Source organism: Microbacterium oleivorans (assembly GCF_001691565.1).
GTDB classification, from domain to species: Bacteria; Actinomycetota; Actinomycetes; order Actinomycetales; family Microbacteriaceae; genus Microbacterium; species Microbacterium oleivorans_B.
Window position 1 is genome coordinate 81,219 of the sequence record NZ_MAYO01000003.1, and the last position, 14,775, is coordinate 95,993.

The 14,775-nt window shown below is 71.3% G+C and carries 14 protein-coding genes; 11 read left to right on the plus strand and 3 right to left on the minus strand.

Translation table 11 applies throughout. From position 1 onward, the window contains the following. Positions 1-75: 75 nt before the first annotated feature. On the minus strand, positions 76-2,748 hold the full coding sequence (locus tag BBA86_RS03065; RefSeq protein ID WP_065570233.1) for a phosphoenolpyruvate carboxylase: 2,673 nt from the start codon (positions 2,746-2,748) through the stop codon (positions 76-78). Positions 2,749-2,822: 74 nt separating this feature from the next. Beyond that, on the minus strand, positions 2,823-4,250 hold the full coding sequence (locus BBA86_RS03070; RefSeq protein WP_065570234.1) for a basic amino acid/polyamine antiporter: 1,428 nt from the start codon (positions 4,248-4,250) through the stop codon (positions 2,823-2,825). A 65-nt stretch (positions 4,251-4,315) separates the two neighbouring features. Here BBA86_RS03070 and BBA86_RS03075 point away from each other — a divergent pair, with 65 nt between their 5' ends. The 4 genes from BBA86_RS03075 to BBA86_RS03090 all read left to right on the plus strand — a co-directional run bounded on the left by BBA86_RS03075 (position 4,316) and on the right by BBA86_RS03090 (position 7,744). Then, on the plus strand, positions 4,316-4,963 hold the full coding sequence (locus BBA86_RS03075; protein WP_065570235.1) for a MazG family protein: 648 nt from the start codon (positions 4,316-4,318) through the stop codon (positions 4,961-4,963). Between the two features lie 57 nt (positions 4,964-5,020). Next, positions 5,021-6,277 carry a histidine--tRNA ligase gene (hisS, locus tag BBA86_RS03080; protein WP_065570236.1) on the plus strand — a complete coding sequence of 419 codons (1,257 nt, stop codon included), beginning with the start codon at positions 5,021-5,023 and terminating at the stop codon, positions 6,275-6,277. A 31-nt stretch (positions 6,278-6,308) separates the two neighbouring features. Continuing rightward, positions 6,309-6,761, plus strand: a complete 453-nt coding sequence (locus BBA86_RS03085) for a YdeI/OmpD-associated family protein (protein WP_065570237.1) — start codon at positions 6,309-6,311, stop codon at positions 6,759-6,761. Between the two features lie 104 nt (positions 6,762-6,865). After that, complete coding sequence (locus BBA86_RS03090; protein ID WP_189318412.1) at positions 6,866-7,744, plus strand: SGNH/GDSL hydrolase family protein; 879 nt, start codon at positions 6,866-6,868, stop codon at positions 7,742-7,744. On the opposite strand, the gene BBA86_RS03095 is transcribed toward BBA86_RS03090, so the two are convergent. After that, positions 7,650-8,897 carry an APC family permease gene (locus BBA86_RS03095; protein ID WP_065570239.1) on the minus strand — a complete coding sequence of 416 codons (1,248 nt, stop codon included), beginning with the start codon at positions 8,895-8,897 and terminating at the stop codon, positions 7,650-7,652. The two genes, BBA86_RS03090 and BBA86_RS03095, sit on opposite strands and share 95 nt — an antisense overlap. A gap of 63 nt (positions 8,898-8,960) precedes the next feature. On the opposite strand from BBA86_RS03095, the gene BBA86_RS03100 reads away from it, so the two are divergent. The 7 genes from BBA86_RS03100 to BBA86_RS03130 all read left to right on the plus strand — a co-directional run bounded on the left by BBA86_RS03100 (position 8,961) and on the right by BBA86_RS03130 (position 14,762). Next, entirely contained in the window at positions 8,961-9,317 is a 357-nt protein-coding gene (locus BBA86_RS03100; protein WP_065570240.1) for a GntR family transcriptional regulator, read from the plus strand. Then, positions 9,307-10,317, plus strand: a complete 1,011-nt coding sequence (locus BBA86_RS03105) for a DUF1648 domain-containing protein (RefSeq protein WP_065570241.1) — start codon at positions 9,307-9,309, stop codon at positions 10,315-10,317. Before BBA86_RS03100 ends, BBA86_RS03105 begins: the two co-directional genes overlap by 11 nt. A gap of 8 nt (positions 10,318-10,325) precedes the next feature. After that, the gene (locus BBA86_RS03110; protein WP_065570242.1) at positions 10,326-11,006 is read left to right on the plus strand and encodes an O-methyltransferase; all 681 of its coding nucleotides are present in this window, start codon (positions 10,326-10,328) and stop codon (positions 11,004-11,006) included. 94 nt (positions 11,007-11,100) lie between these two features. After that, positions 11,101-12,381, plus strand: coding sequence for a phosphopyruvate hydratase (gene eno / locus BBA86_RS03115; protein ID WP_065570243.1), 1,281 nt, complete (start codon positions 11,101-11,103; stop codon positions 12,379-12,381). A gap of 105 nt (positions 12,382-12,486) precedes the next feature. Continuing rightward, the gene (locus BBA86_RS03120; RefSeq protein ID WP_223247014.1) at positions 12,487-12,927 is read left to right on the plus strand and encodes a septum formation initiator family protein; all 441 of its coding nucleotides are present in this window, start codon (positions 12,487-12,489) and stop codon (positions 12,925-12,927) included. A gap of 87 nt (positions 12,928-13,014) precedes the next feature. Then, a complete protein-coding gene (locus tag BBA86_RS03125) occupies positions 13,015-13,485 on the plus strand; it encodes a DUF501 domain-containing protein (protein WP_065570244.1) in 471 nt (156 codons plus the stop codon). Beyond that, positions 13,482-14,762 (plus strand): S8 family serine peptidase, encoded by a 1,281-nt coding sequence (locus BBA86_RS03130; RefSeq protein WP_065572158.1) that lies wholly within the window; start codon positions 13,482-13,484, stop codon positions 14,760-14,762. The genes BBA86_RS03125 and BBA86_RS03130 overlap by 4 nt, the downstream gene beginning before the upstream one ends. Positions 14,763-14,775: the final 13 nt, after the last annotated feature.

Sequence of the window (14,775 nt, forward strand, 5' to 3'; positions counted from 1 at the left end):
GACGCGGCGGCCTGACACGCGAGAACGCCCCGCCCGACGTCGTGTCGTAGCGGGGCGTTCGTCGTCGAGGCGGTCTCAGCCGGTGTTCTGCAGGCCGGCGGCGACGCCCGACACCGACAGCAGCAGCAGGCGCTGCAGATCGGGGTCCACGTCGCCTGCGGACGAGTCGCGCAGGCCGCGGAGCGCGCGGAGCTGGAGGAGCGACAGCGCGTCGACGTACGGGCTCCGCATCTTCACCGCGCGGCCGAGCACCGGGCGGTTCGACAGGAGCTCGGTGCCGCCGGTGAGCTTCACGACCCACGATCGCGTCAGTGCCATCTCGTCGCGGACGAGCGCCGCGAGATCGTCGCGGTCGCCGAGTTCGAGGTAGTGGCGCGCGATGCGGTCGTCGGTCTTGGCGAGGCTCATGGCGACGTTGTCGATGAGGGTGCGGAACAGCGGCCACCGCTCGTAGGCCTCGCGGAGCGCATCCTCGTCGCCCACGGCGTCGAGCGCCGTGCCCAGGCCGAACCAACCGGCTAGGTTGATACGCGCCTGCGTCCACGCGAACACCCACGGGATGGCGCGGAGGTCCTCGAGGGACTCCACCGACAGGCCGCGGCGCGCGGGACGCGATCCGAGGGCGAGGAGTCCAATCTCCTCCATCGGCGTGACCTGGGCGAACCACGGCGCGAAGCCGGGCGCTTTCACGAGTGAGAAGAACCGTTCACGGGATGCCGCGTCCATCACCCGGGCCACGTCTGCGTACCGTTCGGCGGCCGACCGGTTGCGCTCCTCGATCGACGGCGCCGACGCCATGAGCATCGCTCCGGCGACCTGGTCGATGTGCCGCATCGCGATCGAGCGGTCGCCGTAGCGGGCGAAGATGACCTCGCCCTGCTCGGTGAGCTTGAACCGGCCGTCGACGGAGTGGGGCGGCTGCGCGAGGATCGCGGAGTTGGCGGGACCGCCCCCACGACCGAGGGCGCCACCGCGGCCGTGGAACAGCGTCAGCTCGATGCCCTGCGCGACGGCCCACCCCGAGATCTCGGCCTGAGCCTCGTACAGCGCGAGGTTCGCGGCGACGGGCCCCACGTCCTTCGACGAGTCGGAGTACCCGAGCATGACCTCGAGGCGCCGGCCGGTCGATGCGAGGCGCGACGCGAACTGCGGGTGCTCCACGATCTCCGCCAGGATGCCGGGGGCCGCCTGCAGGTCCGCGAACGTCTCGAACAGCGGGATCACGTCGAGCACCGGGGGAGTGCCGTCGGGGCCGACGGCGTGTCGGGCGAGCGTGTGCACGGTGGCGAGGTCGTCGGCCGAGCGGGTGAAGGAGACGATGTAGCGTCCCGCGGCGCGGGGGCCGTAGCGCTCCTGCAGGAACGCGATGGTGCGGAAGACTTCGAGCACCTCTTCGGCCAGCTCCGACCGCTCGGATGCGCCCTGCTCGAGCTCGGCGAGGACCTTCGCATGCACGGCGGAGTGCTGACGCACCTCGAGCTCGGCCAGGTGGAAGCCGAACGTCTCGACCTGCCAGATCAGCTGCTGCAGGTGGCCGTAGGCCTGGCGGGGCGCGCCGGCCTGGACGAGCGCGTCCTGCACCGTGCGCAGGTCCGCAAGGAGGTGCTCCGGGTCGGCGTAGGCGAGGTCGGCGTTCCGGGTGCGGGTCGCCGCGATCTTGCGGGCGAGGAGCAGCATGATGCGGCGGTACGGCTCGTTGGGGGAGCGCTTGGCGATCTCGGCCGCGGCGTCTTCATCGGCGTCCTTGAGCTTCTGCCACAGCGCCCGGACGGCGGGCGTCGGCGGGGTCGACGTCGCGTCCAGGGTCAGGGTGCGTCCGACGCGGCCCGCCGTCCGCTCGAGCCCCAGCAGCACGTGCTCGCTGGCGATGGCGGCGGCCTTGCGGGTCGTCTTGGCCGTCACGAACGGGTTGCCGTCGCGGTCGCCACCGACCCACGAGCCGATGCGCACGAACGGGCGGACGAGCGGCGGACGGGCCCCGGCATCCTCGCCCTGCAGCGCGTCGTCGACGCGGCGGTACACGTGCGGGATGGCGGTGTAGAGGGTCTCGTCGAAGACGCCCATGACCGAGCGGACCTCATCCGTCGGCGACGGCTTCTCGGCGCGCAGCGGCGCGGTCCGCCACAGGGTGTCGACCTCTTCGAGCATGCGTCGCTCCGCGCGGCGACGGTCGGCGCTGTCGGCGTCGGTGGCGTCGCGGTCGGCGAGGAGCTCGGCGAGGCGTCGGATGCTGGAGGACACCGCGCGGCGTCGTGCCTCGGTCGGGTGCGCCGTGAAGACGGGGTGGAACCGGAGACCCTGGAGTCGCTCACGGGCTGCGTCCTCGCCGATCTCCGCGGCGAGGCTCCGGTAGGCGGCGGTGATCGAGTCGCTCGCGTCCTTCTCCTCGACGCGGCCGCCGCGCTCGCGGAGGATGCGGACGCGCTGGTGCTCTTCGGCCAGGTTCACGAGATGGAAGTAGCAGGTGAAGGCCCGTGCCACTTCTTCCGCCCGCTCGAGCGTGTACGAGTCGGCGATGGCGGCCGCCCGCGCGAACGCCTCGGGGGTGTCGTCCGTGTAGGCCTGGATCGTGGCGATGCGCAGGCGTTCGACATCCTCGAACAGGCCCGGCGAACCGCTTTCGCGGAGCACGCGGCCCAGGAGCGAGCCGAGGACGCGCACATCGGCGCGCATCTGTTCGGGGATCTTCTGCTCGGCCTCGTACCGTCCGACGAGGTCGATCGCTTCGGTGTTCGTGAGTTCGTGCACCGTCTCACGCTAGCGGGGGTTCGGAGGGGTTCCCGACACGATGACGCGGCGCGACCGGGCCTGCGCGGGGTGGGTCAGATCGCGATGGCGCCGGTGGCGATGAGTACGACGGCCACCACCGCACCGGCCGCCGCGAGCACGAACAGGCCGGTCTCGACCGGTGTGAACACACGAGCCTTTCGTTCGCGCCGTCCGATCACATAGAGGGCCGTGCCCGGCACGATGATGACCAGGCACAGGAGCAGGTAGGTGAGCCCGGCGGCCCAGAGCAGGTAGGCGGTGTACGCGGTCGCGAGCGCGGCGACCCCCAGTTCGCCGTAGCGTCGGGACGCGCCGTCCTGGATCGCGAGTTTCAGGCCGTAGGCCGCGGAGAGGAAGAACGGGATGAGCACCAGCGCGCTCGTCAGTTCGAGAGCGGCGTCGAACGCGTTCTGCGCGAACAGGACGACGACGAGCATCACCTGGGCCAGCACGGTCGAGAGGGTCAGTGCGCCGATGGGCGTGTCGTTCTTGTTGGTGCGGCGCAGGAACGCGGGCAGGTCGCCGGCCTGCGCCGCGGACAAGAGGACCTCGGCTGCCATGAGCGTCCAGGCGAGGTAGGCGCCGAGGACGGCGACGATGAGCGCGACGGCGACGAACACCGCTCCCCAGCCGCCGACCGCCTGTTCGAGCACGCCGCCCATCGAGGGTTGCCGCAGCTCGGCGAGATCGCTGCGAGGCAGGATGCCGTACGACACGATCGTCACGGAGGCGAAGACGGCGAGGACGCTCAGGAACCCGAGGACGGTGGCCCGGCCGACGTCGCTGCGACGGCGGGCGTGGCGGGAGTTGACGCTCGCGCCCTCGATGCCGATGAACACGAACACCGTGACGAGCATCGTCGCGCGGATCTGCTCGCCGAGACCGGTCATGTCTCCGCCGCCCCAGTTCGCCGCGAACACGGCGGGGTCGAACACCGTCAGGCACAGCACGACGAAGACGACGATCGGCAGGACCTTCGCGACCGTCACGATGCGGTTGAGCGAGGCCGCCTGCCTCACGCCGCGGCGGATGAGCAGGAAGAACAGCCAGATGCCCACCGACGACACCGCCACCGCGAGGAGGGTGTTCCCCTCGCCCAGGGCGGGGAAGACGCCCCCGAGCGTGGAGGTGATGAACACCCAGTAGAAGACGTTGCCGACGCACGCGCTCGCCCAGTAACCGAACGCGGCGAAGAAGCCGAGGTAGTTGCCGAACCCGGCCTTCGCGTAGCTGAAGATGCCGGCGTCGAGGTCGGGACGACGGAGCGCGAGCCGATGGAAGACGAGGGCGAGCATCAGCATCCCGCCACCCGCGATCGCCCACGAGATGAGCGCGCCGGCGACACCGGTCGACGCGGCGAAGGTCGACGGGAGCGAGAAGACCCCGGCCCCGATCATCGATCCGACGACGAACGTCGAGAGCGTGAACATCGAGACGCGGGTCCCGCCGGCCGCGGACACGGTGGAGACGGGGGAAGTCATCGGACCAGGGTACGTCGGGCGGTGCACGGATGCCGCGGCCCGGCATCCCTCGTATCGTTGCGGTCATGTCAGACTCCCTGCGCGCATCGAACGGTCTGCGCCGCGCCGCCGAGACGATGCACGCCGTCCGCGACCGCTGCGTCTGGACGCAGCGGATCGGTCACGACGACCTCGTCCCGTACCTGCAGGAGGAAGCCGCCGAGCTCGTCGACGCCATCGAGATGGGGACGCGTGACGACCTGAAGGAGGAGCTCGGCGACCTGCTCTGGCAGGTGCTGTTCCACGCCGAGATCGCGTCGCGCGACGAGCGCGACCCGTTCGACATCGACGACGTCGCGGACGCGCTGTCCGACAAGATGATCCGTCGGCATCCGCACGTGTTCGCGGACGCTGTCGCCACCACGCCCGAGGAGGTCCTCGTCCACTGGAACGCGGCGAAGGCGGCGGAGAAGCGGACGCGCACGAGCGTGCTCGACGGGGTGTCGACCCATATGCCTTCGCTCGCGCTCGCTCAGAAGGTGCTGGGGAAGGCGGCGCAGGTGGAGGTCTCGGCGGCGCCCGCGTCGCCCGATCCGACGAGCGAGGCAGAGCTCGGCGATGCGCTCCTCGCCCTCGTCGCCCTCGCCCGTTCGGAGGGGTGGGACGCCGAGCGAGCCCTGCGGCAGCGACTGCGCGCGCTCGCCGATGAGGTTCGCGCGGCCGAGTCCTCCTGAGCGCGCGTCGCGGTCTGGAAGAATGGGGCCGTGCCCTCCGTGAACCCGCCGCGCGGTATGCGCGACTTTCTCCCCGCCGACAAGGCCTGCCGCGAGCGCGTGCTCGCCGTCATCCGTGACCGCTACCGCGCCCACGGCTTCGACGAGATCGAGACGCCCGTCGTCGAGGACTACGAGCGGCTGCACGCGGGGATCGGCGGCGACAACGAGAAGCTCGCGTTCAACGTCCTGCGACGAGGTCTCGACGCCGATGCGATCCGGGATGCCGCAGACGACCCGGCGGCACTGTCCGATCTCGGGCTGCGCTACGACCTGACGGTGCCGCTCGCGCGGTTCTACGCGACCAACCGGGCTCAGCTCCCGTCGGTGTTCCGCGCGATCCAGATCGCGCCGGTGTGGCGTGCCGAGCGTCCGCAGAAGGGTCGCTACCGCCAGTTCGTGCAGTGCGACATCGACATCATCGGTGATGCCACCCCGCGCGCCGAGGTGGAGCTGCTCACCGCGAGTCTCGACGTCCTCGATGCGCTCGGACTCGACGGCGGCACGATCCGGATCAACGACCGCCGCGCGCTCGATGCCATGCTCGCGGTCTTCGGATTCGCCGATGCCGACCGGGCGGGCGTCCTCATCACGATCGACAAGCTCGACAAGGTGGGCCCCGAAGGCGTCGTCGCCGAGCTCCGCGACCGGGGGGCCGACGAGTCCGCCGTCGCCGACCTGGAGGCGTTCCTGACCCGGCCGCAGACCCGGGAGTACCTGCCGTTCGGCGAGGCGCAGATTCGCAAGGCGCTGCCCGCCGGGGTCCCTGATGACGTGGTCGCGCACCTGGTCGGGATCGGCGAGGCGGTCGCCGCCGCACGCGGCGAGATCGACGTGCCGCTGCGCTTCGACCCGTTCCTCGTGCGCGGCATGGGCTACTACACCGGCACGATCTACGAGCTCGCGCACCCGTCGGTCTCGTACTCGCTCGGCGGTGGTGGTCGCTACGACGGCATGATCGGACGCTTCCTCGGGCAGGACGTCCCCGCCGTCGGGTTCTCGATCGGCTTCGAGCGGATCGTCGATCTCGTGGGAGCGGCCGAGGATGCGGCATCCGTCGCCGTCGTCCTCATCGCCGACCGCGACGTCCCCCTCGCGGAACTGGCGGCACACAAGGCGTTCTTCGTCTCGCAGGGCGCCCGCGTCCGCCTCGAACAACGCACGAAGAACCTCAAGGGCCTGCTGGAGCGCTCGGCGGCGGACGGGTACACGTCGTTCGCGACCGTGTCGGCGGGCGCGGCATCGTCGTCGCTCGAGACGCGCCCCCTCGGGTGACACGGCGGAGACCCGCTGCTAGCGTGCGGCCATGACTCTCCACGTCCGCACGGTGCTGCCGAAGAACGGGCCCGCCACCGCGATCGATTTGACCGATGAGCAGGTCGAGGACCTCGGCGGCGGCAAGCGCGCCGCGGTCGTCGTCACGATCGGCGGGCGGAGCGCACGTCTGCGGCTGAGCGTCATGGGCGGTCGCAACCTCATCGGGATGTCGAAGGCCGCGCGTGCGGAGCTCGGCGTCGAGATCGGCGACGAGATCGACGCGCAGATCGACCTCGACGGCGACGAGCGCGCCGTCGAGGTTCCGGAGGACCTGGGACGCGCGCTGGATGCCGAGCCGCAGGTCCGCGCCGCCTTCGACGCCCTTGCGCCGTCGCGCCGGAAGGAGATGGTGCGCTCGGTCGTCGAGGTCGAGAAGGCCGAAACCCGTGAGAAGCGGATCGCCGGCGCCGTCGATTCGCTGCGTTCCTCCGGGAGCGTCTGAGTCCTCGCCCGCAGCGGGTCTTGCGTCCTGCACCGGCGCGTCGCGTCTCCTCCGCGATACCGACGCGTCGGGCGCCGTTCACCCGTCCGGTGTGTGCTGTCCGGGTGGCACGGACGACGCGGACTCCTCTCGGATTGACCCTCCTCGCCTCGAGCGGTGCGGTGGTCGGCGCGTTGGCCGTCGGCATCCGCGTCGGACTCTCACGGCAGGCGGCGCTCGCGCGGAGACGGATCGGCACGCCCCTCGGCGAGGCCCCGCCCATGGCGGACCGCATCTGGCGGCCCGGGCTGGGCGGCGAGCCGGTGGACCTTCTGATGCTGGGGGACTCGATCGCCGCGGGGCTCGGCGCCCAGCACCGCAAGGAGACCCTCGGGGGGCGGCTCGCGAAGGCGCTCGCGGGGGAGCTCGACCGGCCGGTGCGGCTGCAGACGGGCGCCGTCGTGGGAGCGGAATCGTCCGACCTGGCGGGCCAGCTCGCCGCTCTGCCGAAGGACTACCGCGCCGACGTCGCGGTGATCATCGTCGGGGGAAACGACGTCACACACCGCGTCCCGATCCCGGTGGCGACCGGGCATCTCGCCGACGCGGTCCGGCGGTTGCGGCGCGTGGGTACAGCGGTCGTCGTGGGGACGTGCCCCGACCTCGGAGCGCTTCGTGCCGTCCCGCAGCCGCTGCGCAGCATCGGATCGCGCGCCTCGCAGCAGCTCGCCGCCGCGCAGGCGGAGCGGGCCCGGTCCGAAGGTGCGGAGATCGTGTCGCTGCGGCGCGCCGTCGGGCCGTTCTTCCGCATCGACCCCGACGGCATGTTCAGCCTCGATCGCTTCCACCCGAGCGCGCTCGGGTACCGGCGGACGGCCGAAGCGCTCCTTCCCGTGGTGCGCGATGCGTTCAGGCGCGCCGAGGCCGAAGCCGCAGCATCCGATAACCCAGCCCTACCAGCAGGACCCCGATCCCGACGGGGACCGACGGCCACGGCAGCGTGACCACGAGCGCGACGCACCCGGTCGCCCCGACGACCTGGAGAATGCGCGGATAGCGGCGGGCGTCGCCCGTCTGACGGAAGGCGGCGATGTTGGCGACGAGGTAGTAGAGCAGGACGCCGAAGGACGAGAACCCGATCGCCCCGCGGATGTCGCCGAGGGCGACGATCGCCACGACCACGGCGACGACCGCGATCTCGGCGTTGCGCGGCACATGCCAGCGGGCGTCCACGTTCGCCAGGATCCGCGGCAGGTCGCCCTCCCGGGCCATCGCGAACGAGGTCCGACCGATGCCCGTGATGAGGGCGAGGAGGGCGCCGAGGGATGCCGCCGCGGCGCCGATCCGGACGAGGGGGGCAGCGGCATCCCAGCCCGCTGCTCGGACGACGTCGACCAGAGGTGCGCTCGAGGCGGCGAGCGCGCCGGGCCCCAGGACGTGGAGGGCGGCGACGGCGATGACGGCGTACACGAGGAGCGCGGCGGCGAAGGCGAGGACGATCGCCCGGGGGATGGTGCGCGCCGGATCGCGTACCTCCTCGCCGAGGGTCGCGATCCGTGCGTATCCCGCGAAGGCGAAGAACAGGATGCCGGCTGCCTGGAGGATGCCGAGCGGACCCGTGGCGACGAGGTCGAGGTTCCCACCGGTCGCGGTCGCGGCGGGGGAGAGTCCCGCAACCGCGACCAGGGTGAGCGCAGCGAGGACGATCGCGACGAGGACGCGGGCCAGCTGGGCGGTGCGGGTGATGCCGAACAGGTTCACGGCTCCGAGCGCGACGGCGGCGAGCGCCGCGATCGGACGCCCCCATCCCGGTGGCGCGACGTACGCCGCGAAGGTGAGCGCCATCGCAGCGCAGCTCGCGGTCTTGCCGATGACGAAGCCCCAGCCCGCGAAGAATCCCCACCAGGGGCCGAGCTCGGCGCGCCCGTAGGCGTAGACACCGCCCGAGGTGGGGTGGACGGCGGCGAGCTGGGCGGTGGACGTCGCGTTCCCGAAGGCGACGACGGCCGCGAGTGCGAGGCCGAGGAGGAGCCCGGCGCCGGCCGCCTGGGCGGCGGGGGCGAAGGCGGCGAACACGCCGGCGCCGATCATCGCTCCGAGGCCGATGACGACGGCGTCGCCGAGACCGAGGCGCCGAGACAGGCCGGGGGAGGACACGGGCGCGAGCGTACCCGACAGCGGAGAACACTTTGTTAGTTATAGTTGCGCTATAATTAGTGCATGCTCATCCGCGTCGATCCACAAAGCACGGTGCCGCTGTTCGCGCAGATCGCCGACGCACTCCGCGCCGACATCACCGGAGGTCGACTGTCCGCCGGCGAGCGGCTGCCCTCCGCTCGCGAGGTCGCGGAGGCGCTGCAGGTGAACCTGCACACCGTGCTCCACGCCTATCAGGACCTCCGCGACGAGGGCCTCGTCGACCTCCGTCGCGGTCGCGGGGCCGTCGTCACGCCGGCCGGTGCCGCGCTCGCCGGTCTTCAGGCCGAGATCGTGGCGCTGGTCGACAAGGCACGGTCCCTGAACGTCTCGCCCGATACTCTGTCCGCCCTCGTCAAGGAGGCCGCTCGTGACCGCTGACACCCTGACCATCGTCCGCCGCCGATTCACCCTCGTCGCCCTCGCCATGCCCGTCGTCGCGACCGTCGCGGCGATCGCGGCGCAACTCCTGCTCGCAACACGGACCCCCGCCACGGTCGCGACGCACTGGGGGTGGAGCGGAGCCCCCGACGGCTTCGCTCCCGCGTGGGCCGTTCCCCTCGCAACGGCGCTCATCGGGATCGGCCTGCCCCTCGTGCTGTTCGCCGCGAGCATCGGCGGACTCCGCCGCGGTGACCACGGCACGGCCTACCGCCTGCTGGGTGCTGTCGCCGCGGGTGTCGCCGTGCTTGTCGGGGCGCTCGGCGTCGCGACCCTCGGCATCCAGGTCGATCGGACGGATGCCGCCGTGACGCTCCCGGCCCTCCTCATCCCGGCGGTCCTCCTCGCCGCGGTGGCGGCGGGCCTCCTGGGGTGGGCGGTCCAGCCACACGTGCCGTGGCGACCGTCCCCGGGAGGCACTGCGGCCGATGTCCCGGTGCGGGCGGGGGAGCGGGTCGTCTGGTTGCAGGGCGTCACCCTCGCACGAGCGGGCGCGGTTGTTCTCTGGATCGCCTTCGGGATCGGATGCCTCGCGGTGGTGCCCGTTCTCTTCCTCGGCGACCTCGTCTCGGCGATCATCGCGGGGCTCGTGGTCATCGTTCTGTTCGTGGTCGTCGCCACCACCCTCCGCTTCCACGTGCGCGTCGACCCGGAAGGATTGACCGCCGTCTCTGCGGCGGGGTGGCCCCGTGTGCACGTCCCGAGCGCCGACATCGTCTCCGCCGAGGTCGTCGAGGTCTCGCCCATGAGCGAGTTCGGCGGCTGGGGCATCCGCTGGGCCTCCGGCGGGCGTCAGGGAGTCGTCCTCCGCAGCGGCGAGGGCGTCCTCGTCCGCCGGCGCGACGGACGCACGCTCACCGTCACCGTCGACGACGCGGCCACCGCCGCCGGGCTCCTCACCGCCTACGCGGCGTTGACGCCCGACCGCGGGCGCGATTGAGTGGCGGCATGGTCCATCCCGCGCCCCACGATCCCGTGTCCGATCGCTGGAACGGCGTCGACGCCTACCTGACCGACACTCTCGTCGCCCAGGATGAGGCGCTCCTCGCCTCGATCGCGTCGCTCGCCGAAGCGGGGATGCCGGAGATCGAGGTGGCACCGTTGGCGGGCAAGCTCCTGCACCTGCTGGCACGGCTCGCGGGGGCTCGGCGAGTGCTCGAGATCGGCACGCTCGGCGCGTACTCGACGATCTGGCTCGCCCGTGCCCTGCCCGCCGACGGGCGGGTCGTGACGATCGAGGCGGAGCCGCACAACGCGGCCGTCGCACGTCGGAACCTCGAGCGCGCGGGCGTCGCCGACCGGGTCGAGGTCCGCGAGGGGCGGGCGGCGGAGGTGCTCCCCTCCCTAGCGGGCTCCGATACGTTCGACCTCGTCTTCATCGACGCCGACAAGGAGTCGAACCCGGTGTACCTCGAGTGGGCGGCGCGGCTCGGCCGCCCGGGCACCGTCGTCGTCGTCGACAACGTCGTGCGCTCCGGTCACGTCGTGGAGACGGATGCCGGGCCCCAGGTGGACGGGGTTCGCGCCGGGCTCGAGATGCTTCGCGACGACCCCCGATTCGACGCGACGGCGCTGCAGACGCTCGATCGCAAGGGGTGGGACGGTCTCGCGATCGCGCTCCTCGTGTAACGCGCGGTCCTGTGCGGCACCCCTCGCCTCACTAGACTCGATGGCGGACCGACGACGCTCCCGTTCCATCCTCCACAAGCAAGGAGAAACCCCCGTGGCATTGATCGAGGCAGTAGGCGCACGCGAGATCCTGGACTCGCGCGGCAACCCGACCGTCGAGGTGGAGGTTCTGCTCGACGACGGCATCGTCCAGCGCGCAGCCGTCCCCTCCGGCGCGTCCACCGGCGCCTTCGAGGCGTACGAACTCCGCGACGGCGACAAGGGCCGTTACGGCGGCAAGGGCGTCCTCAAGGCCGTGAACGCCGTCATCGACGAGCTGGGACCCGCCATCGAGGGCATCGACGCCAGCGAGCAGCGCATCATCGACGAGATCCTCATCGCGACCGACGGCACCGAGAACAAGTCGCGCACCGGCGCGAACGCCATCCTCGGCGTCTCGCTCGCCGTCGCGAAGGCCGCCGCCGACAGCGCCGACCTGCCGCTGTACCGCTACCTCGGCGGACCCAACGCGCGGGTCCTGCCCGTGCCGCTGTTCAACGTCATCAACGGCGGCGAGCACGCGGACAACGGCATCGACATGCAGGAGTTCTTCCTCGCGCCCATCGGCGCCGAGACCTTCTCCGAGTCGCTGCGCTGGGGCGCCGAGGTCTACCAGGTCCTGAAGAAGGAGCTGCAGGCCGCCGGTTACGCCACGGGCCTGGGTGACGAGGGCGGCTTCGCCCCCGACCTCCCCAGCAACCGCGAGGGCCTCGACTTCCTCGTCAAGGCGATCGAGAAGGCCGGCTTCACCCCCGGTCGCGAGATCGCCCTCGGCCTCGACGTCGCCGCCACCGAGTTCTTCTCCGACGGCGTCTACCGCCTCGAGAACAAGGACTGGTCCGCCGAGCAGCTCGTCGACTACTACGCCGATCTCGTCGACTCGTTCCCGATCGTCACGATCGAGGACGCGCTGGCCGAGGACGACTGGGAGAACTGGACCGCTCTGACCGAGCGCCTCGGCAGCAAGGTGCAGCTGGTCGGCGACGACCTGTTCGTCACCAACCCGCAGCGTCTCGCCGACGGCATCAAGCGGGGGGCCGCGAACTCGCTCCTCGTCAAGGTGAACCAGATCGGCACGCTCAGCGAGACGCTCGACGCCATCGACGTCGCGCACCGCGCGGGGTACACCACCATGCTCTCGCACCGCTCCGGTGAGACCGAGGACACCACCATCGCCGACCTCGCCGTCGCGGTGAACTCGGGTCAGATCAAGTCGGGCGCGCCCGCTCGGAGCGAGCGCGTCGCGAAGTACAATCAGCTTCTGCGCATCGAGGAAGACCTGGGCGAGGCAGCGGAGTTCATCGGCGCCGCCGCGTTCCCGCGCTTCACCGCCTGAGCCGCGAGCGCACCGCACCGACATCGACGAGAAGGGGGAGCCATGGACAGACCATCGGCTCCCCCTTCTCGCATTCCCCGGCACCGACGCGCGAACGGTTACGGGGTGACGAAGCGCCGCGTGGACGTGCGCGACTGGGTCGGCGGCATCCGTATGTCGGGCTTCATGGGCATCATGCTCGGCCTCGTCGTCCTGGCATCCCTGGTCCTCGTCCCCACGATCGGGACCTACGTCGATCAGCGACAGCAGATCGCAGCACTGCAGCACGACGTGAAAGCCACGCAGGACGAGATCACGGAGCTGACTGCCGAGCGCGAGCGCTGGCGGGACGAGTCCTACATCGTCGCCCAGGCGCGGGAGCGTCTGTACTACCGTCGCCCGGGCGAGGTCGTCTACCTCGTCGCCGACGATCTGCCGGCCGACGTCATCGAACCGGAGCAGCGCCCGGTCAGCGGAAGCGTCCAGGAGACCCGGCACGACTGGATGACGCAGTTCCTCCGCTCGGTCACCGAGGCCGGTCTCGCCAAGACCGTCGCGCCGGGCTGACGCCCAGCCCCCGCGTGCGCCGCCGGGTACCCTTGAGCGGTGCCCCATCCGACACTCTCGCCCGCATCCGCAGCTGACCACGACATCATGCGTGAGCAGCTGGGACGCCCCATGCGCGGCGTCCTCGGGATCGCGGCCCGGTGCGCGTGCGGCAATCCGACGGTCGTGGCCACCGAACCGCGTCTGCCCGACGGCACACCCTTCCCGACGTTCTACTACCTGACCCATCCCGGGGCGACCGCCGCGATGTCGGCACTCGAAGCCACACAGGTCATGCGTGAGCTGAACGACGAGCTCGCCGAGGATGAGGCGCTCGCTGCGGCCTACTCCGCCGCGCACACCGCCTACCTCGCCGATCGCGAGGTCCACGGCACGGTTCCCGAGATCGCCGGCGTGTCCGCCGGGGGGATGCCGACCCGCGTGAAGTGTCTGCACGCCCTCGCCGCTCACGCGTTGGCGGCCGGCCCGGGGGTGAACCCCATCGGCGACATCGCTCTCGCCCGGGGAGCATGGTCTCCGGCGCGCTGCACCTGCGCGACGCCGAGGACGACCGGATGAGGGCAGTCCGCGTCGCTCTCGCCGCCGCACTCGTGGCTGTGACGGCCGCCCTCACGGCGGGTGCGCCTTCACCCTCGCCGACTCCGCCGGTCGATCCGGTCCGCAACATGGAGTACTGGCTGAAGGAGTACGGGATCTCCGACGCTTGGAAGACGACGAAGGGTGCAGGGACGACGATCGCCGTCATCGACACCGGGATCGCCCGCGGCCCGAAGGAGCTGGACGGCGCTGTCGTCGGCGGCGCGGACTTCTCGGGGATCGGGAAGGCGGATGGTCGCACGCCCGTGGGCGAACAGGATCGCAACCACGGCAGTTGGGTCGCGTCGCTCGCCGCCGGCCGGGGCACGGCGGCGGACAAGGGCATGATCGGGGTCGCGCCCGAAGCCGACCTCCTCTCCCTGTCGATCGGATTCGGCGACAACGCGAGCGTTCCCTTCGCCGATCAGGTCGCCGAGGCGATCCGCTGGGCTGTCGACCACGGCGCCGACGTCATCAACCTCTCCTTCACGACCAACACGCTCGATTGGGATCGGTCCTGGGACGACGCGTTCCTGTACGCGTTCGACCACGACGTCGTCGTCGTCGTCGCGGCCGGCAATCGTGAGAGCGGCACGGAGGAGGTGGGTGCTCCCGCGACGATCCCGGGCGTGCTCACCGTGGGCGGTGTCGACAAGGCGGGTCGCGCCAGCAGCACCGCATCGACGCAGGGCATCACGATCGGCGTGTCCGCGCCCAGCGAGGAACTCCTGGGCGTCTCTCCCAACGGCGACCTCGTGATCTGGGACGGCACGAGCGGCGCCGCGCCCATCGTCGCCGGTGTCGCCGCTCTCGTCCGGTCGGCTCACCCCGACCTCGACGCGGCGAACGTGATCAACCGAATCATCCGTACCGCGACGCCGTCGGATCGCGAGAAGAAGGTTCCGAACGCGATCTACGGGTACGGACTGATCAACGCGGCGAAAGCGGTCTCAGCGCCCGTCACGGCGGTGTCCGCGAACCCCATGGGCGACCTCCGCGAGTGGATCCGCCTGTACCGCCGCGCCGAGTCGACGCCGGCGCCCAGTCCCACTCCGGCGCCGTTCACCGTGGCGCCGCTCCCCGATGCCGAGCCTCCCAGCCGGGCGGTCTCCCCGCTTCTGCCCAGCAGCGATTCACTGCGCTACGGTACGGTTCCGCTCGTCGCGCTCAGCCTGGGGACTATACTGGTCGTGCTCGGGGTCACCGCTGCTGCCCGGCGCATCCGATCGGCGCGCACCCCGCGACCGCCGAGCCGTTGAATCAAGGAGTTCT

Excerpts from the sequence above, each read along its gene's own strand:
- BBA86_RS03070 (WP_065570234.1), bottom strand. The coding sequence starts at position 4,250 with ATGACTTCCCCCGTCTCCACCGTGTCCGCGGCCGGCGGGACCCGCGTC.
- BBA86_RS03075 (WP_065570235.1), top strand. The coding sequence starts at position 4,316 with ATGTCAGACTCCCTGCGCGCATCGAACGGTCTGCGCCGCGCCGCCGAG.
- hisS (WP_065570236.1), top strand. The coding sequence starts at position 5,021 with ATGCGCGACTTTCTCCCCGCCGACAAGGCCTGCCGCGAGCGCGTGCTC.
- BBA86_RS03085 (WP_065570237.1), top strand. The coding sequence starts at position 6,309 with ATGACTCTCCACGTCCGCACGGTGCTGCCGAAGAACGGGCCCGCCACC.
- BBA86_RS03100 (WP_065570240.1), top strand. The coding sequence starts at position 8,961 with ATGCTCATCCGCGTCGATCCACAAAGCACGGTGCCGCTGTTCGCGCAG.
- BBA86_RS03110 (WP_065570242.1), top strand. The coding sequence starts at position 10,326 with ATGGTCCATCCCGCGCCCCACGATCCCGTGTCCGATCGCTGGAACGGC.
- BBA86_RS03125 (WP_065570244.1), top strand. The coding sequence starts at position 13,015 with ATGCGTGAGCAGCTGGGACGCCCCATGCGCGGCGTCCTCGGGATCGCG.
- BBA86_RS03130 (WP_065572158.1), top strand. The coding sequence starts at position 13,482 with ATGAGGGCAGTCCGCGTCGCTCTCGCCGCCGCACTCGTGGCTGTGACG.